The 17,626-nt window shown below is 63.1% G+C and carries 18 protein-coding genes; 4 read left to right on the top strand and 14 right to left on the bottom strand.

The genetic code is table 11. The annotated features are described in order from the left end of the window. Positions 1 to 4: 4 nt before the first annotated feature. The 9 genes from ACYHH6_RS27680 to ACYHH6_RS27640 form a co-directional block, all read right to left on the bottom strand. Complete coding sequence (locus ACYHH6_RS27680) at positions 5 to 1,009, bottom strand: xanthine dehydrogenase family protein molybdopterin-binding subunit (RefSeq protein ID WP_352583720.1); 1,005 nt, start codon at positions 1,007 to 1,009, stop codon at positions 5 to 7. A gap of 1 nt (position 1,010) precedes the next feature. Then, positions 1,011 to 2,378: a xanthine dehydrogenase family protein molybdopterin-binding subunit gene (locus ACYHH6_RS27675; RefSeq protein ID WP_352583722.1), complete on the bottom strand. Its 1,368-nt coding sequence runs from the start codon at positions 2,376 to 2,378 to the stop codon at positions 1,011 to 1,013. A gap of 127 nt (positions 2,379 to 2,505) precedes the next feature. Continuing rightward, positions 2,506 to 2,988, bottom strand: a complete 483-nt coding sequence (locus ACYHH6_RS27670; protein ID WP_352583723.1) for a (2Fe-2S)-binding protein — start codon at positions 2,986 to 2,988, stop codon at positions 2,506 to 2,508. A gap of 59 nt (positions 2,989 to 3,047) precedes the next feature. Further along, a complete protein-coding gene (locus ACYHH6_RS27665) occupies positions 3,048 to 3,842 on the bottom strand; it encodes an FAD binding domain-containing protein (protein ID WP_352583725.1) in 795 nt (264 codons plus the stop codon). Positions 3,843 to 3,857: 15 nt separating this feature from the next. Then, positions 3,858 to 4,301: an SRPBCC family protein gene (locus ACYHH6_RS27660; RefSeq protein ID WP_352583727.1), complete on the bottom strand. Its 444-nt coding sequence runs from the start codon at positions 4,299 to 4,301 to the stop codon at positions 3,858 to 3,860. Between the two features lie 83 nt (positions 4,302 to 4,384). Next, on the bottom strand, positions 4,385 to 5,242 hold the full coding sequence (locus ACYHH6_RS27655; protein ID WP_352583729.1) for a helix-turn-helix domain-containing protein: 858 nt from the start codon (positions 5,240 to 5,242) through the stop codon (positions 4,385 to 4,387). Between the two features lie 183 nt (positions 5,243 to 5,425). Continuing rightward, positions 5,426 to 6,196 (bottom strand): SDR family oxidoreductase, encoded by a 771-nt coding sequence (locus ACYHH6_RS27650; protein ID WP_435053222.1) that lies wholly within the window; start codon positions 6,194 to 6,196, stop codon positions 5,426 to 5,428. Positions 6,197 to 6,219: 23 nt separating this feature from the next. Continuing rightward, a complete protein-coding gene (locus ACYHH6_RS27645) occupies positions 6,220 to 7,218 on the bottom strand; it encodes an ABC transporter permease (RefSeq protein ID WP_352583731.1) in 999 nt (332 codons plus the stop codon). Between the two features lie 20 nt (positions 7,219 to 7,238). Then, complete coding sequence (locus tag ACYHH6_RS27640) at positions 7,239 to 7,979, bottom strand: ATP-binding cassette domain-containing protein (protein ID WP_112560281.1); 741 nt, start codon at positions 7,977 to 7,979, stop codon at positions 7,239 to 7,241. A gap of 519 nt (positions 7,980 to 8,498) precedes the next feature. Between ACYHH6_RS27640 and ACYHH6_RS27635 the strand changes: the two genes are divergently transcribed. Continuing rightward, positions 8,499 to 9,488 carry a sugar-binding protein gene (locus ACYHH6_RS27635; protein WP_352583732.1) on the top strand — a complete coding sequence of 330 codons (990 nt, stop codon included), beginning with the start codon at positions 8,499 to 8,501 and terminating at the stop codon, positions 9,486 to 9,488. 173 nt (positions 9,489 to 9,661) lie between these two features. Continuing rightward, positions 9,662 to 10,444, top strand: coding sequence for a FadR/GntR family transcriptional regulator (locus ACYHH6_RS27630; protein WP_352584325.1), 783 nt, complete (start codon positions 9,662 to 9,664; stop codon positions 10,442 to 10,444). Between the two features lie 39 nt (positions 10,445 to 10,483). Here ACYHH6_RS27630 and ACYHH6_RS27625 read toward each other — a convergent pair whose 3' ends face one another. Continuing rightward, a complete protein-coding gene (locus ACYHH6_RS27625; RefSeq protein WP_352583734.1) occupies positions 10,484 to 11,422 on the bottom strand; it encodes an NAD(P)-dependent oxidoreductase in 939 nt (312 codons plus the stop codon). Positions 11,423 to 11,539: 117 nt separating this feature from the next. Between ACYHH6_RS27625 and ACYHH6_RS27620 the strand changes: the two genes are divergently transcribed. Next, positions 11,540 to 12,430, top strand: a complete 891-nt coding sequence (locus ACYHH6_RS27620; RefSeq protein WP_142868237.1) for an NAD-dependent epimerase/dehydratase family protein — start codon at positions 11,540 to 11,542, stop codon at positions 12,428 to 12,430. Positions 12,431 to 12,545: 115 nt separating this feature from the next. Beyond that, entirely contained in the window at positions 12,546 to 13,322 is a 777-nt protein-coding gene (locus tag ACYHH6_RS27615; RefSeq protein ID WP_352583736.1) for a FadR/GntR family transcriptional regulator, read from the top strand. A gap of 17 nt (positions 13,323 to 13,339) precedes the next feature. On the opposite strand, the gene ACYHH6_RS27610 is transcribed toward ACYHH6_RS27615, so the two are convergent. The 4 genes from ACYHH6_RS27610 to ACYHH6_RS27595 all read right to left on the bottom strand — a co-directional run bounded on the left by ACYHH6_RS27610 (position 13,340) and on the right by ACYHH6_RS27595 (position 17,585). Beyond that, positions 13,340 to 14,434, bottom strand: a complete 1,095-nt coding sequence (locus ACYHH6_RS27610; protein ID WP_352583737.1) for a Gfo/Idh/MocA family protein — start codon at positions 14,432 to 14,434, stop codon at positions 13,340 to 13,342. A 28-nt stretch (positions 14,435 to 14,462) separates the two neighbouring features. Continuing rightward, entirely contained in the window at positions 14,463 to 15,284 is an 822-nt protein-coding gene (locus tag ACYHH6_RS27605; RefSeq protein ID WP_352583739.1) for an ATP-binding cassette domain-containing protein, read from the bottom strand. Continuing rightward, positions 15,281 to 16,396, bottom strand: coding sequence for an ABC transporter permease (locus tag ACYHH6_RS27600; protein WP_352584327.1), 1,116 nt, complete (start codon positions 16,394 to 16,396; stop codon positions 15,281 to 15,283). Before ACYHH6_RS27600 ends, ACYHH6_RS27605 begins: the two co-directional genes overlap by 4 nt. Before the next feature lie 220 nt (positions 16,397 to 16,616). Continuing rightward, positions 16,617 to 17,585 carry a rhizopine catabolism ABC transporter substrate-binding protein gene (locus ACYHH6_RS27595; RefSeq protein WP_352583741.1) on the bottom strand — a complete coding sequence of 323 codons (969 nt, stop codon included), beginning with the start codon at positions 17,583 to 17,585 and terminating at the stop codon, positions 16,617 to 16,619. Positions 17,586 to 17,626 lie beyond the last annotated feature (41 nt).

The raw sequence follows: 17,626 nt of genomic DNA, 5'->3' as shown, positions 1-17,626 counted from the left end.
GTCCTCAGTTCGCCGCCTGCGCCTTGAGCGCGCGCAAAATGCGCTCCGGCGTGATCGGCAGCGTGTCGATACGCACGCCGACGGCGTCGAAGACGGCATTGGCGACAGCGGGTATCTGCGGGTTGGCGCACATTTCCCCCGGCCCCTTGGCGCCATAGGGTCCGTCGGCGGAAGGGCGCTCCAGCACGATGATCTCGGTCTCGGCGAGGTCGCCCGGTCCCGGCATCAGATACTGGTTGAAGTCGGTGCCGCCATGGTCGCGGTTGGGATAATACGGTTCGGTGGTTTCGTAGAGCGCATGGCTGATGCCCATCCAGGAGCCGCCGACCAGCTGCTGCTCGACCATTTTCGGGTTCAGCGCACGGCCGATCTCGAAGACATTCTTGACGGTCAGCACCGTCACCTCGCCGGTCTCGTCATCGACCTCGACCTCGGCGACAGTGCAGGCATGGGCGTAGCAGGTCGAAGGCTTCATCGCGCCGGTTTCCTTCTCCGGATAGGAGCGCGGGATCAGGAACATGCCGCGTCCGGAAATCGAGCGGCCGCGCTTGAAATGCGCCGACAAAGCGACGTCGAAGATCGAGATCGATTTCTGGGGTGCGCCCTTGACCAGAATGTTGCCCTCGCCATCCGTCTCGAGGTCGGACGCATTCACTTCCAGCTCCTCGGCCGCCACTTCCAGCATCACCTGGCGGGCTTCCTTGGCCGCCTGGATGACGGCATTGCCGGCGCGATGGGTGCCGCGCGAGGCGAAGGTGCCCATGCAGTGCGGACCGGTGTCGGTATCGGCGGTGTCGATGATGACCCGGTCGGTCGGCACGCCGATGGTCTCGGCGCAGATCTGCGCCATGATCTGCTTCAGGCCCTGACCGAGATCGACGGACGACAGCGTCACCATGAAATTGCCGGTCGGCGTCGAATGCACCAGCGCCTGGGTCGGATCGCCGCCGAGATTCATACCTGTCGGATAGTTGATCGCGGCGACGCCGCGTCCGCGCCGGATCGCCATCTCAGGCTCCCTTCTTGTAGGAGGACATCGCCATGTATTTTTCGGCCACCGGCCAGTTGGCGGCGCGCGAGGCCTCCTGCATGCACTCGATCAGCGCTGCGCCTTCGGTCGGCTGGCGATGCGCCTTCATGTCGCCGTCGCGATAGGCGTTGATGAAGCGGAATTCGAGCGGGTCCATGCCGATCAGCCGCGCCAGCTTGTCCATCTGCACCTCCAGCGCAAAGTCGCCGATGGTGACGCCGAAGCCGCGCATGGCCGACGACGGGGTGCGGTTGGTGTAGACGCAGTAGGTGTCGATCCAGACATTGGGGATCGTATAAGGCCCGGGATAGTGCGCAGCACCCTTCTGCGCGCCATAGGGCGAGTGGCGCGAATAGGCGCCGGCGTCGGTGTAGCCGGTGACTTTGCGCGCGACGATGCGGCCATCCTTCATCACGCCGTCCTTGATGACGACCTTTTCGGCCGCGCGCGGTGACGAGATCTGCATTTCCTCCTCACGGCTATAGATGAAACAGACCGGTCGTCCGGTTAGTTTGGCGCCGAGGATGGCAATCGGCTCGACGATGACATCGACCTTGCCGCCAAAGCCGCCGCCGACCGTGCCGCCGACGAAATGCAACTTCGAGCCCGGCATCTGCAGGATGATCGAGGCATTATCGAGTGTGAAGAACATCGCCTGCGTGTTGGTGTAGCAGGTGAAGCGGTCATTGCCTTCGGGCACCACGACGCAACCGGTGGTCTCGGTCGGCGCATGCTCGATAGGCGAGGACTGGTAGCTCTGCTCGAGGATATGGTCGGCCTCAGCGAAGCCTGCCTCGACATCGCCGAAGCGCACCTTGCGGCATTCGCCGCTGTCGTAGAGATAATAGTTCTGACCGTGGTATTCGTTGACCAACGGTGCGCCGGGTTTCAGCGCTTCCTCCATATCGAAGACGGCCGGCAGCACTTCGTAGTCCACCTTGACCTTGGCGGCTGCTTCCTGCGCCGCGCGTTCGGTCTCGGCCAGTACGGCCACCACGGCCTCGCCCTTCCAGCGCACCTTGCCATCGGCCAGCACCGTCTCGTCCTCCGGGCCGATCTGGATCAGGATCAGGATGGTATAGACATTGTGCGGCACGTCCTTGGCGGTGAGGATTTTCACCACGCCCGGATGCTTCTCGGCTTCGGAGGTGTCGATCGAGCGAATACGGGCGTGATGGTGCGGGCTGCGCACCATTTTCAGGTGGAGCATGCCAGGGAAATTGCGGTCGGCGAAATAGGCGGTCTTGCCCGTGACATGGCCCGGCGAATCTAGCCGCGGACGCCCCTGGCCGATCTCGTGCAGGCCGTCCTTGCGCTGATCGGCGAAATAGCTCTTGCGCAGTTCCATTCTCTTGGTCCCCTCAGAGCATGATGCCGAAAAGTGTGAAGCGGTTTTCGGACGACATCATGCTCTATCTCTTTGATTTAGAGCCGGATTCAGATTTCAGGTCGATTCGACCTGAAATCATCCGGCTCTAGGCGGCGTTCTGCGAATTGGCGCGCGCCGCGGTCAGCACCGCCTGGATGATCGGCTCATAGCCGGTGCAGCGGCAGATGTTGCCCGACAGCGCTTCGACGACGTCCTCGCGGCTGGGATTCGGCGTGTGGTCGAGCAGCACATTGGCGGCCATGATCATGCCCGGCGTGCAGAAGCCGCATTGCGTGGCGAAGGCATCGAGGAAGGCGCGCTGCAGTGGATGCAGGACGCCGGCTTCGGCGAGGCCCGATGTCGTGGTGATTGCCGCCCCATTGCAGGTCTCGGCCAGGGTCAGGCAAGAGAGCCGGAGTTCGCCGTCGATGATGACCGAGCAGGCGCCACAGGTGCCTTGATGGCAGCCGCCTTTCGGCGATGTGTCGCCGATCTTGTTGCGCAGCGCGTGCAGCAGTGTTGTGCCACTCTCAACGAATTCGGCTTTCTCGCTGCCGTTGAGCGTGAACTGAACCGGAACCTTTGCCATGTTTTCCTCCCAGCGCGCCTGCCCGATTGATCGGACAGACGCGCGCCCCCTACCGGTGGTTAAGTAAGCAGCAGACGACCGAGATGGACCGGCAGGACCTCGGCGCGATACCAGGCGCTAGCGATCGGGTCGGTGATCGGCGAAGTGCCTTCACCTGCCGCAGCCTGCGCTGCTGCGATGCCGTCCCGGTCAAGCCGCCTGCCGATCAGCGCCTTTTCCGCCGCGCGTGCACGCATCGGCCGGTCGGCCATGCAGCCGAGCGCGATCCGCGCCGAGGATATTGCGCCGTCGCCGGCCTGTTCGAGCGCGGCGGCGATGCTCAGCACCGAGACGCCCTTGGGCTTCACGCGCGACACTTTCAGGAAGCGGAAGCTGTCGGCCTTCGGCAGCGCGAAGCTGACTGAGGTGACGATGGCGTGGTTGTCGTCCCGCTTGGCCAAAAAATCCCCAATCGGCAATTCCCCATCATCGGTGCTGACGGTCGCATCCAGCGCCAGCAGCGCAACCGCGAAATCGCCGTAGGGCGCCGGCGCAAACAGATTGCCGCCGACCGTCGCCATGTTGCGGATCGCGGGGCCGCCGACCGCGCGCGCCGCTTTGGCGATGGCGCCGAGCTGCGGATGGCGGGCGATGGCCGCCATGGTCACGGAGGCGCCGATGCGGGCTTTGCCGCCGGCGATCTCGATGGCCGAGAGCGAGGGATCGGTGGACCGGACAAGGCTGGTGACGGAGACATCGCCTTCATTGGTGGCGCGCACGACCAGCGTGCCGCCGCCGAGATAGCGCGAGCCGGACGCCTTCAGCGCTGCGTTGGCGTCCCTGATGGTCGGAAAGGTCTGGAGGGCAAGTGCCATGGCAGGCTCCTTGGTTCAGCTTTCGCCGGAAAAATGGCTCTTCAGCGCATTGAAGCCGCCCTGGAAGACGTTGGCGCCCATGCCGGCGGCGATCTTGTCGGCCTCTTCCGGCACGGCATCGAAGCTGGCGGTCCATTCGGCATAGGTGCGGTCGCCATCGGTCACGCGGCGCAATTGCAGCGTTGCCTTGTGATTGGTCAGCGGCTGCGGCGTCTCCAGGATGGAGTAGCTGACGCGGAAATTCTCGTCGGAGAAATCGAGCAGTTTTTCACGAATGCGGGCGCCACTGGCGAGCTCGAAATTGCGCACGCAGCCGATGGTGCCGGCGTCCTTGCCGTCCTCGATATGGCTTTCCACCATGCGCGGATGCCAGCCCGGCAGGCCGTTGAAGTCGCGAATGCGCGCCCAGACCTTCTCGACGGGCGCGTCGATGACGCTGGATATGGTGACATCAACCATGAGCTCGTTCCCTAGCAATCGAATCTACATTCAAGGTAGGGCGGCGGCCGGTGCCGCGCTTATCAATGGGTCTTGCGGCCCTATCAAGGAGTCTGAAAAACGAGCGGCTTGCTCAGGCCATGGCCCGCGCTGCCTCTCGGTAAAGCGTCGGCGGCACTCCGACATGGTCGCGGAAGAAGCGCGAGAAATTGCCCTGAGTGGTGAAGCCGAGATTGCAAGCGACCGAGATCAGCGGCTTCCTGCGACCACTGCAACTGCCGCACGGCTTCCTCCATGCGCAGCGTGTTCCAATAGACATTGGGCGTCAGATTGGTCTGTTCCTTGAACAATGCGAAGAAATGCGGCCGCGACAGGCCAACGCTGCGGGCGACGTCATCGAACGAAATACGCTCGCAGACATTGGCCTTCATCAGCTGGATCGCCTTGCGGACGCGGAAATCCTGCATGGTGTTGATGCGGATGCGCGCCTCTTGCGGCGCCGAAGCGTCGGCGGCGTCAAGCACGCTATCGATGAAGCGCTCGATCTCGTAATTGGCGATGTCGTCGACGCTTTCATTGTCGCTCAGATGATCGAGCAGATTGGCGGCGGCCTGATGCAGCCAGGGTTCGAGCGTGATCGCAGCCTGGGCAAACAGCGGCGCCGACGACGGCAAGTCGCGGCGCCGGCGCGCCCAGTCTGGATCAATATAGAAGGCGAGGAACAAACCCGGCCTGCCATTCTGCGACAGGACATGGCTGTGAGGCTGGTAGGAGTTGATCCCTGCGGCGGTGCCGGGTCCCAACGCCACCGTCTCGCGGCCGATGGTCATCTCGCCGGCCGTGCCTTCCAGCCAGATGATGATATGGGCCTCGACATGAGCATGGGTGACGAAGTCGCTGGCGACATTCAGGACAGAAACATGTCCGAACCGGCCCCAATAGAGCCTGATCGCGTCCGTCATGGGTATATCCTCCCGCAGACGACTGGCCTCCCTTCGCCTGCACCCGGGATTGTGCGGCTGAGTTCGGGCTCCCGTCAAGGCGCAGGGCCAAAGCAGCCGTGTGCTGCCATGCGCGGCAGCGGATTTTCAGACTGAGCGATAGGGTTTTGCCTTCTCCCACAAGGGGAGAAGGCAAGGCGTGCCTCAAACCGAAGCCGTCATGCCGCCGTCGACATAGAGGGTGTGGCCGTTGACGAAGGATGATGCGTCCGACGCCAGGAACACGGCGGCGCCGATCAGCTCGTCGACATAACCCCAGCGACCGGCAGGCGTGCGCTTTTCCAGCCAGGCGGAGAATTCCTGGTTGTCGACCAGCGCCTGGTTCATCTCGGTGCGGAAATAGCCGGGCGCAATGGCGTTGATCTGAAGCCCATATTTCGCCCAGTCTGTGCACATGCCCCGAGTCAGGTTGCGGATCGCACCCTTGGTTGCCGTATAGGGCGCGATGTTAGGCCGGGCGAGTTCGCTCTGCACCGAGCCGATGTTGATGATCTTGCCTTTTCCGCGCGCGATCATGTTGCGGGCGACCGCCTTGCCGGCATGGAAGGCGCCGGAGACATTGGTCTTGAACAGCCGCTCCCACTGCTCCTCGGGAAAGTCCTCGAGCGGGGCGCGAAACTGGATGCCGGCATTGTTGATCAGGATGTCGATCGGACCGATCTCGGCCTCGATGCGGGCGACATCCGCATCGACGGCGCGAAAGTCCGTCACGTCGAAGGTCGAGGCGTGCGCCGTGAAGCCGGCATCGCGCAAACCTGTCACTGCGTTCGCGACCTTGCCGGCATCGCGGCCGTTGAGCACGACACTGGCACCATGCTCGGCAAGACCGCGCGCCAATGCGAGGCCGATGCCTTGGCCGGAGCCGGTGATCAGCGCCAGCCGGCCGCTAAGGTCGAACAGGGATTTCGATGTCAAAGCAATGGTTTCCAGCGGAAGGTTCAGTCATTGCGCCTGAAGTTGCGGATGCGGTCGAACAGCACCGCAAGCAGGATGGCGCCGCCGATGAACACACCTTGCCAGAAGGCATTGATGCCGAGCAGGCCAAGGCTGTTGCGGATCACTTCGATGAGTGCTGCACCGACTATGGCGCCGAAGGCCGTGCCGACGCCGCCGGCCAGATTGGCGCCGCCGATGACGGTGGCGGCGATCACCTGCAGTTCCATGCCGGTGCCGAGGTTGGTGGTGACGGCGCCCAGCCATCCCGTCTGGATGATGCCGGCAATGCCGGCCGCCAGCGCCGAGATCATGTAGACGGCGACCTTGATCTGCTTGACGGGAACGCCGGTCAGCGTCGCCGCGTGCTCATTGCCGCCAATGGCGAAGATGTGCCGGCCGAATTTGGTCCAGCGTAGCGTGAAGCCGGTGATCAGCGCCAGAAGGATCATGTAGAGCACCGGATTGGCGATGCCGAACACCCAGGCGCCGCCGCCCAGCGCCAGAAGCTTGTCGTGGTCCGGGCCGAACTGGAAGACTACGGTGTTGTTGGAGGCGACCATGGCAAGGCTGCGCGCGATCGACAGCATGCCGAGCGTCACCACAAAGGGTGGAAAGCCGAGATAGGCAATCAATATGCCGTTAAAGGCGCCGATGGCGAGCGCGGTGGCGATCGAGGCGAGGATGCCGATTTCGATCGAATAGCCGGCATGCATGGTGACGGCCAGCACCATCGACGACAGGCACAGCACCGAGCCGACCGACAGGTCGATGCCGCCGGTGATGATGACGAACGTCATGCCGAGCGCAATGATGGCGACGAAGGTGATGTTGCGGGTGATGTTGTAGAGGTTTTTCTGCGTCGCAAAAGCGTCGGTGGCAAACGACAGGAAAATGCAGGCGATGATGACGGCAATCACCACCCAGAAGGTCTGGCTGGCGAACATGCGCGAGAAAAAGCTGTGCTGTTTCTGCGCGATCGTCTGGTCAAGCGTGACTGCCATTGTCGACATTTATCCCCTAATCAGACCTGTTCGATCGCGCCGGTGATCAGCCCGGTGACTTCCTCGGGCGAACTGGATGCGATCCTCTTGTCGGCGACTTTCCTGCCGCGCCGCATGACGATGACGCGGTCGGCGACGTCGAAGACGTCGGGCATGCGGTGGCTGATCAGCACCACAGCGATGCCCTGGTCGCGCAGATGGCGGATCAGGTTCAGCACTTCTGCGACCTGGCGGACCGAAATCGCCGCCGTCGGCTCATCCATCAGCACGATCTTGGCTTGCGACAACATGGTGCGGGCGATGGCCACCGCCTGGCGCTGGCCGCCCGACATCTGCTTGACCAGGTCGCGCGGCCGCGTCTCCGATTTCAGTTCGGCAAAAATCTGCCCGGCGCGCTTGTACATGGCGGCATAATCGAGGATGCGGAACGGGCCGACGCCCCGGCGTAATTCGCGGCCGAGATAGACGTTTGCGGCGGCGGTCAGATTGTTGCACAGCGCCAGATCCTGGTGGACGATCTCGATGCCGTGCTGGCGCGCCTCCACCGGCTTGTGCAGGATCAGCTCCTTGCCGTCCATCTGCATCGAGCCGTGGCTCGGGCGGAAATTGCCGGCGATCATCTTGACCAGCGTCGACTTGCCGGCGCCGTTGTCGCCCATCAAGCCGACGACCTGTCCCGGCTCGATGGACAACGAGACGTCGTTGACCGCCTGGATGGCGCCGAAATGTTTCGAGATGTTGGTGAGTTCGAGAACCGCCACCAGCCTTCTTGCCTCCCCGTGACTTGGATCTGGGATGACGTTTGGTTGAAACGTCATCCAGATCCAACACTTTGTTGTTGGAGCATGATCTCTTCCGAAAACCGGTTCCCACTTTTCGGGATCATGCTCAGACCGCCGGTTCTGCCCGCGGCCTCGCTCGCCCAGCTCCTCCCGGGACAGCGATGTTGAATTCCATTTACGCAAATGACTGCACGGGCGTCAATCGGCAGGCGGAATCTAAAAATCCGTTTTGTAGGACAAATACCATTGACGTTGGCCACAAGCCGATATTAGCTGGAGGGCGGAGGAGTAACCTGCCGACCCCGTGCCGGTTTGCGTGGGATCGCAGGAATGCGTCGGTGCCAGCCGGCTTCTTTTCGAACCGGCTGACCGAAATGAAATGCTTATCGACCTGGCTTGCTGACAAGAGCGCTCGCATAGCGACCCTCTGTCACCGTATTCCGGGTTGGTTCGTGTGGCGGGCACGTCGTGTCCGTCTGTTTCCAAGGGAGGACTGATATGAGGAAAACAGTTTTGCTTGCCGCCGTCGCCGCCATGGCGCTGGGCGCCGGGCCGGCTTTGGCCAAGAAGCAGCTCGTCATCGTGGTGAAAGGTCTCGACAATCCGTTCTTCGAGGCCATCCACCAGGGCTGCGAGAAGTGGAACAAGGAAAACGCCAGCTCGGAGTATGAGTGCTTCTACACCGGCCCGGCGTCGACATCCGACGAGGCCGGCGAGGCGCAGATCGTGCAGGATATGCTGAGCAAGGCCGACACGGTGGCGATGGCGATTTCGCCGTCCAACGCGCCGCTGATCGCGCAGACGATCAAGACCGCCAATCCGACGATCCCGATCATGACCCTCGACGCCGACCTGGCCAAGGAAGATGCAGCACTTCGCAAGACCTATCTCGGCACCGACAACTATCTGATGGGTCACAAGATCGGTGAGTACATCAAGAAGGGCAAGCCGAACGGCGGCACGATCTGCACCATCGAAGGCAATCCGGCGGCCGACAACATCCTGCGCCGCGCGCAAGGCATGCGCGATGCGCTGTCGGGCAAAGAAGGCCTGGCGGCACTCGCCGGCGAAGGCGGCTGGACTGAAGCCGCCGGCTGCCCGGTGTTCACCAATGACGATGGCGCCAAGGGCGTGCAGGCGATGACCGACATCCTCGCCGCCAACCCGAAGCTCGACGCCTTCGGCATCATGGGCGGCTGGCCGCTGTTCGGCGCCCCGCAGCCCTATCGCGACCTGTTTGGGCCGCTCAAGGACCGCATCGCCAGCAATGATTTCGTCATCGGAGCCGCCGACACGATCGGCGACGAGGTGGCGATCGCCAAGGACGGGCTGGTGACCGCGCTGGTCGGCCAGCGGCCGTTCGAAATGGGCTACAAGGCGCCGTCGGTGATGATCGATCTCATCGAAGGCAAGGCCGTCGCCGATCCGGTGTTCACCGGCCTCGACGAATGCACCAAGGATACGGTCGACACCTGCATCCAGAAATAGTCGGCGATACCGGGGCGTCCTTTGAGGGCGCCCCGTCATTTTCCTCAGGGACAAGGACAGGCAACATTGTCGGGGCGGCAGCTCCGGCTTTGACGGGCTCATGCGTCTTGCTTTCGGCGAAGGGCACGGACAATTCCGGACGGTTTCCCTGCGACAAATTGCCGATGCCGACGATGCCGGACGACATACCAAGAAGGCGATCCGCCAGGATAGATGCGCCGGCCGGCCCGGTTGCCACCGCTGTTCGACGACCGGATACGGCCTGGCCCCCCGGCTCCAGTGTACACGCCTCGCTGGCCAACGAGATCGGGCTTCGGATCGTGCGCGGCGACTATCCGCCAGGCGCCATCCTGCCAAACGAAGCCAAATGGGCGGAGATGTTCAACGTCAGCCGCTCGGCGGTGCGCGAAGCCATCAAAATGCTGATGGCCAAAAGCCTGCTGGCTTCACGGCCCAAGATCGGCAGCTGGGTCGAGCCCAGGGAACGCTGGAACCTGCTCGACCGCGATGTGCTGGCCTGGTATGCGACCGGGCCGGACCGGGAGGCGTTCCTGCGCACGGTGCAGGAGTTCCGTCACATCATAGAACCGGAAGCCAGCGCCTTTGCCGCGATGCGACGCAGCGACGAGCAGATGGCCGAGATCAGCCAGGCCTGCCGGGAAATGGGCGAGGCGCTGAGCCTGCAGCAGCGTATCCGCGCCGATACGCGCTTTCATCTCACGATCCTGCGCGCCTCCGGCAACGATCTTTTGGTGCCGCTCGGCGTGCTGATCGAATCGGCGCTCGACCATCTCTTCGTCTTCACGACCATACAGGTCAGCGACCAGCAGCACGCCCAGAAGCTGCACGAAGCGATCGAGAAGGCCATCCGCCTGCAGCGGCCCGACGCGGCCCGCAACGCGGTGCGAAAGTTGCTGGCCAATACGGATGAGGGGATCGGCAAGGCGCGGCGGTGAGGCAGTACGATCTCCCCCACACCGGGGGAGATCGGCTGATCAGATCGTCTGCTTCTTGCCGTCCTTGCTAGGCATGAGATCGACGCCGTTCACCTTGGCGATATGCGTGGCCAGCATCGGCACGAACTGCTCGGCCGGCCCGGTAGCGTGGGCGCCGGCGAAGGAATTCTTGGTGGCGTTGCCGAGCGGGTTGGCGATGCCGGCCGAACCCGCCATCGATTCCAGATAGGTCAGGTCCTTGAAGGCATTGGCGATGGTGAATTTGTGCGCGTCGCGGTCGCCTTCCAGCGTCCAGCGCATGAAGGTCTGGTAGAAGCCGCAATCCATGCGGCCGTTGCGGATGACGCTGTCAAAACGCGGCGGCGAGATGCCGACCTTCTCGGCCAGCGCCAGCGCCTCGGAATAGATCGCGGCGTAGCCCAGCGAGATGAAGTTGTTGAGCAGCTTCATACGGTGACCGTCGCCGGTGTTGCCGATGTGGACGATGCGCCCGGCCCAGGTTTCGATGACAGGCTTCACACGCGCAAAGAGCGCGTCGGGCGCGCCGACCATGGCGTCAAGCGTGCCTTCCCAGGCTTCCTTCGGAGTGCGGCTCAGCGGCGCGTCGACAAAGTCGACGCCGATCTCCTTGAGTTCCGCCGCCAGCGCCACTGTCGAGACCGGATCGGAGGTCGAGCAGTCGACGACGACCGAGCCCTTCTTCAGGCCCTCCTTGAGGCCGCCGGGGCCGCGGATGATGGCTTCGACCTCGCGCGAGCCGGTGACGCAGATGAAGACGATATCGGACGCCGCCGCCACGTCGCGCGAGGTTGCTGCTTCCTTGGCGCCGCGGCCTAGCAGGTCTTCCGCCGGCTTGCGGTTCTTGCGGCCAAGGAAGGTCAGCTTATACCCCTTGTCGACGATGTTCTTGGCGATGCCGTGCCCCATCAGGCCAAGGCCGATGAAGCCGATCTTTTCGCTCGCGGCAGTCGTGGTCATGTCTTGAAGTCCTGTTGCAATGATTGATATCTGGCGCCGCCGTTTTGCCGGCGAGGGTGGTTGCGGAATGCCATATTGTCTGACAATACACAGGAATCCTAGGCATTGGAGGCGAAAATGACGAAGCGGATCATGTTCACCGGCGGCAGTGGCAAGGCCGGGCGCCATGTCGTGCAATATCTGGTCGAGCAGGGCTGCCAGGTGCTCAACATCGACACCAAACCGCTCGACAATCCCAAGGTGCGCACGCTGATCACCGACATCACCGACAGCGGCCAGGTGTTCAACGCGCTGACGAGCTACATGGGCCTGCATGAATTCGACCCGTCGCTGCGCTCGCAGCCGGTCGATGCCGTCGTGCATTTCGCCGCCATCCCGCGCATCATGATCACGCCCGACAATGAGGTGTTTCGCATCAATGCGATGGGCACCTACAATGTCATCGAAGCGGCAGTGAAGCTCGGCATCAAGAAGGTGGTGATCGCATCCAGCGAGACGACCTATGGCGTGGTATTCGCCAACGAACCGCGCGACCCCAAATATTTCCCGCTCGACGAAGAATACGACGTCGATCCGATGGACAGCTATGCGCTGTCCAAGGTCGTCAACGAACACACGGCGCGCGCCTTTGCGCAGCGCAACGGCACCGACATCTATGCGCTGCGCATCGGCAACGTCATCGAACCGCATGAATATTCGCTGTTTCCGAAATGGTTCGCCGATCCGGGTTTCCGCAAGCGTATCGCCTGGAGCTATGTCGATGCCCGCGACCTCGGCCAGATCACGCTGCGCGCGGTGGAAAAGGACGGTCTCGGCTTTCAGGTCTTCAACGCCGCCAATGACGACACCTCGTCCGACCTGCCGACGGCCGAGCTGTTGAAGCGGTTTTACCCCAATGTGCCGGTCAAGGCGGAGCTCGGCGAATATGAGACGCTGCTCTCCAACCGCAAGGCCAGGGACTTGCTCGGCTTCCGTCCCGAGCATAGCTGGCGCAAATACGTCAAATAGGGCGGGCAGGGCTTTGGAGGCAAGGTTGTAACCTGATCTGTGCACAGCCTCAGGCTTTGCCGCCAACGCCCTTTCCTCTGCTTGACAGCTTTCGAAATCCGGACTTTGTGGACGCATGAGGGACGGAAAGCCGAATAAGGGAAAGAAGCCCGACAAGGCGGCGGCCGCCGAGCGCCCGGCGGCGCTTCGTCGGGCCGACGCAACCCGGGTGCCCGGCTCCAGCGTGCACGCGTCGCTGGCCAGCGAAATCGGGCTTCGGATCGTGCGCGGCGATTATCCGCCGGGCACCATCCTGCCCAATGAAGCCAAATGGTCGGAAACCTTCAACGTCAGCCGCTCGGCGGTGCGCGAAGCGATCAAGATGCTGATGGCCAAAAGCCTTTTGGCATCACGCCCCAAGATCGGCAGTTGGGTTGAACCCAGGGAGCGCTGGAACCTGCTCGACCGCGATGTGCTGGCCTGGTATGCGACCTCGCCCGACCGCGAAGTGTTCCTGAAAACGGTGCAAGAGTTCCGCCACATCATCGAGCCGGAAGCGACCGCCTTTGCCGCCATGCGGCGCACCGAGGAGCAGATGGCCGAGATCAGCCAGGCCTGCCGCGAGATGGGCGAGGCGACCAGCCTGCAGGAGCGCACGCGGGCCGACACGCGCTTCCATCTCGCCATCCTGCGTGCCTCCGGCAACGATCTGCTGGTGCCGCTCGGCGTGCTGATCGAATCCGCTTTCGATAACCTGTTCACTTTTACGACGCGCGAACTCGACGATCTGCAGCACGCACAGCATCTGCACGAGGCGATCGAGAAGGCCATTCGGCTGCAGCGGCCGGAGGCGGCCCGCAATGCCGTGCGCAAGCTGCTCGCCAATACCGACGGCGTCATCAACACCAGGTAGAAGCGGGGTCCCGCAGGCTATCCTGCCAAATGCCGCTTGGTCAGCGCGATCAGCAATGCCTGGTCGCGGGCGGCGTGTTCGGGTGGGTTGACCACCGCGTCACCGTTGACGATCGCGCCCCAGAAGCCTCGCATCTCCTCGACAAAGGCTTCGCCATAGCCGGCGCGCAGGTCCCTGGTCGATAGCGTATGGCCGTCCGACGTCTTGACCGTCAGCCGGGTCGGATGATGGTTGAGCCAAGGCGAGGGGAATTCGAGCTCGAGGCTGGCATCGTCGAAGAACAGCGTGATGCGCTCCTTGTAGTCGGCGAGCTTCGGCACGGTGAGATGCGTCATCGTCCACAGCGCCTGGTCGTTGAGCAGTCTCACCGCACCCTGGCCGCCATCGCCATTCGCGAAGATCTGCGCGCCGACGACCTCGCCGTCCGCCACGCCGAGCGCGTCGAGCAGGCCGTGCACGGCATTCACATCGTGAATCAAGGCGGAGCTGTAAGCGCCGGTAAATCCACGGAAAGCGAGATCGGTCAAAGGCTGGCCGATGGCGCGTTCGACCTGTTGTTTCTGCTTGCCTTGCGCGGCGGCAATCAACTCTTTCGGAATGTCATTGCCGCGGATATAGCGCTGGTGGGCGATGAACGGCCAGGCATCGGGGTCATTGACCTCGACCGAGACGGACCGCAGCGTCTTTGCCGTGCCGGGCAGCGAGGCCAGCGCCAGCCGATAGCTCGGATCGAAGCGCTTCATATAACCGACCTGCATCACCTTGCCGGCCTTGTCGCGCGCGGCGACGATCTCGGCGATCTCCTCCGGTGAATAGCAGAGCGGCTTTTCGCAGAAGACATGCAGGCCGCGCTGGAGTCCGGCCAGCACCTGCTCGTGATGCAGCGGGTCGGGCGAGCCGATGACGACGGCGTCGAGCTTCTGGTCGAACAGCTGCTCCGGCGTTTCGAAGTTGCCAAACCCGTGAGTGTCGGTAACAAACTGCCGCGAGACCTTCGACGGATCGGCGACGCCGACCAATTCGAACAAATCGCCGAGCCGCAACAGGTTTGGAATATGCTCGACCTGCGAAATCATGCCGGCGCCGATGACGCCGACCCGTATCCTGCTCATGCAATGTCTCTCTTGATGGTCTGAAACGTCACGGCGCCGCCGATGGCCGGTTGCCGATCTGCGCCAACAGGCCGGCGATCTCCGCCTCGACCGCTTTCAGATCCTCGCCGCCCGACATGATCGAAATCACCTCGTCGCGCGAGATCTCGGATTTGGCGTAGGTGCCACGGTTGCGGCCGCGGTTGAGCAGCGTGAAAGTGTCGCCGACGGGGTAGGCGTGGTGGATGTTGTGGCTGATGAAGATCACCGCCAGTCCGCGCATGCGCGCCTCGATGATGAATTTCAGCACCATTGCCGCCTGATGCACGCCGAGCGCCGATGTCGGTTCGTCGAGGATCAGCACTTTGGCGCCGAAATGCACGGCGCGCGCGATCGCCACCGACTGGCGCTCGCCGCCCGACAGCGTGCCGACGGCCTGTGTCGGGTCGCGGACGTCAATGCCGATGTCTGCCATCGCCTGGCGGGCAATCGCGTTGGCACGCTCCTTGTCGAAGCGCGAGAAGGGCAAGCTGCTCTTCGTTGGCTCGCGGCCGAGGAAGAAGTTGCGGGTGATCGACATCAGCGAGATCATGCCGAGGTCCTGGAACACGGTTGCGACGCCGAGGTCCTGCGCGTCGCGCGGGCTGCGGAAGGCGACCCGCTTGCCGTCGACGAAAATCTCGCCCTTGCTCGGCCGATGCACGCCCGAGAGCACCTTGATCAGTGTCGACTTCCCGGCGCCGTTGTCGCCGAGCAGGCAGTGCACCTCTCCAGGATAGACCTTGATGTCGATGTCCTGCAGCGCGCGCACCGAACCGAAATTGACCGACACGCCACGCAGTTCCATGGCTGGCTGAATGGCTTGGGTCATTTGCCGCCTCCGCGTCCCAGCGCCTTGAGGCGGATGTAGTTGTTGACCAGCACCGCCATCAGGATGACGATGCCGAGGAAGACCTTGAACCAGTCGGTGTCGATGCCGGTGTAGAAGATGCCCATCTGCACCAGGCCGAAGATCAGTGCGCCGAACAGCACGCCATAGACGGTGCCGTAGCCGCCGGTGAGCAGCACGCCGCCGATGACCGCGGCGATGATGGCCTCGAATTCCTTGAGCAGGCCGCGCGTGGTGTCGGCTGAGCCGGCCTCCATGACCTGGATGGTGGCCAGCAAGGTCGCGGCACAGGCGGTGTAGATGAACAGCGCGATCTTTACCCGGTCGACCGGCACGCCGACATTGCGGGCGGCATTGAGGTCGCCGCCGGTGGCGAAGATCCAGTTGCCGTACTTGGTCTGGGTCAGGACATAACCGGCGAGCGCGGTCAGGCCGAGCCACCAGACGATCGACATCGGAATGCCGACGACGAAGGGGATGCCGTCGGTGCGGGTGGCGATCCAGCCTTGCGTACCCATCCAGTGGAAGAAGCCGGTCAGGAGATGGCCGTTGAACAGGCCGGCGGTGGCCGGGTCCGGCGCGCCGTCGAGGATGTATGGGATCTGCGTGCGGCCGGTGACGGCGCGGGTGATGCCGATCGACAGGCCGCGCAGGATATAGAGCGAGGCCAGCGTGACGATGAAGGAGGGTAGGCGGGTCTTCACCACGATCAGGCCATTGACGTAGCCGGTGAGGATGGCCACCGCGAAGGCGCAGGCGATGCCGCCCCATAGCGGCAGGCCCCAATATTTGACCGTCAGGCCGATGACGACGCCAGCGAAGCCGACCATCGAGCCAACGGAGAGATCGAATTCGCCGGCGATGATGAGGAGCGCGGCGGCCGTGGCGATGATGCCAAGTTCGGCCGCCAGCGTCAGGAAGGTCATCGACCCCTGCAGCGAATAGAGGTTCGACGCCCCCGGCAGCAGCGCGAAAATGATGATGGTGGCGATCAGGCCGCCGGCGGCACCCGCTTCTGGCCGGCGCAGCCACTGCGTCAGCCGGCCGGTGCTGGCCAGCCGCTCATCGGCGCCGGCGGCGCGCTTCGACGTCATGCCGAAACGGTCCTTGACCGGCCCTTCTGAAGGTATCGCCTTGTCTTCCACGGCTGTCATTAGGCTCCCCAATCGCTCACTTCGCAATGTCGACCAGAGATCGGGGGAGCGCATGGCGGCTCCCCGATCCGTTTGGTTTCTTGCCTAGAGCGTTTCACCGTTTCTCTTGTTTTGCGCAATTCCGGACGGAAAACCGCTTCACACTTTTCCTGGAATTGCTTTAGCGGATGCCGTCCTTGGCGAGCGCCAGGATCGCCTTGGCCTTGTCGGGTGAGTCGATGAACAGCGGGCCGGTATAGGCGTTGTTCTGCGGCCAGAAGCCGTGCGTGGCGTGCTCGACGAGATAGATCACCGGCAAATAGCCCATCAGATATTGCTGGGCGTCCATGCCGAAGCCCATTTCGCCGGCGACGACGGAATCCAGAACTTCGGGGCTGATGTCGAACGTGTAGAGCTTGATCTTGCCGAACAGTTCCTTCTGCCGGAAGAACGGGATCAGCGGATTGGCGGCGGTGGCGCCGAGCGCAAACACGGCCTGGGTGTCGGGATGCGCCGACAGATAGGCTTCGGTGCGGCGCTGGATGTCGGCCGGATCGGGAGACACGGTCAGGACTTCAGTGCCGCCGCCGGAAGGCTTCAGCCCGTCATTCAAGCCCTGGCAGCGCTGGTCGAGGCTGACATTGCCGACCTCGTGGTTGATGCAGACGACCTTGAACGTGCCTTCCTTGGCCAGCCGCTCACCGGCCTTCTTGCCGGAATCATATTCGGAGACCGTGCCGACATACATGGTCGTCCCGAGCTCTGCGCCTTCCTTCTCGCCGGAATCCAGAACCACCATCGGGATGTTTGCGGCGAGACCCGCCTTGACCGATTTGCCGAGCGCATTGGCGTCGGCGATGGAGACCGCGATGCCGTCGGGATTGGTGGCGATCGCCGCATCGAGCAGGCGGGACTGCTCGACCACGTCGAAGACCTGCGGCGCGTAATATTCGACCTTGGCGCCGGTGAGTGCGGCCGCATCATCGACACCGCGCTTGACCACCGACCAGTAGGGATCGGAGGCCGAACCATGCACCACGAAGGTGATGCGGACGTCCTTCGGGTCCTTCAGGCCAGCGGCCTGCGCGACGCCCGCCAACATACTCATCGAGACAAGCGCGCCGAGCGCCAGTTTCAGAACGGTCTTCATGTCATTCTCCCATTGTCGTTGCAGTTCCAATTCCCTCTTTG

It is taken from the genome of Mesorhizobium sp. P171375, from assembly GCF_057786075.1.
Note: the sequence above shows the minus strand (reverse complement) of the source record. Positions and strands in the feature narration are given on the sequence as shown.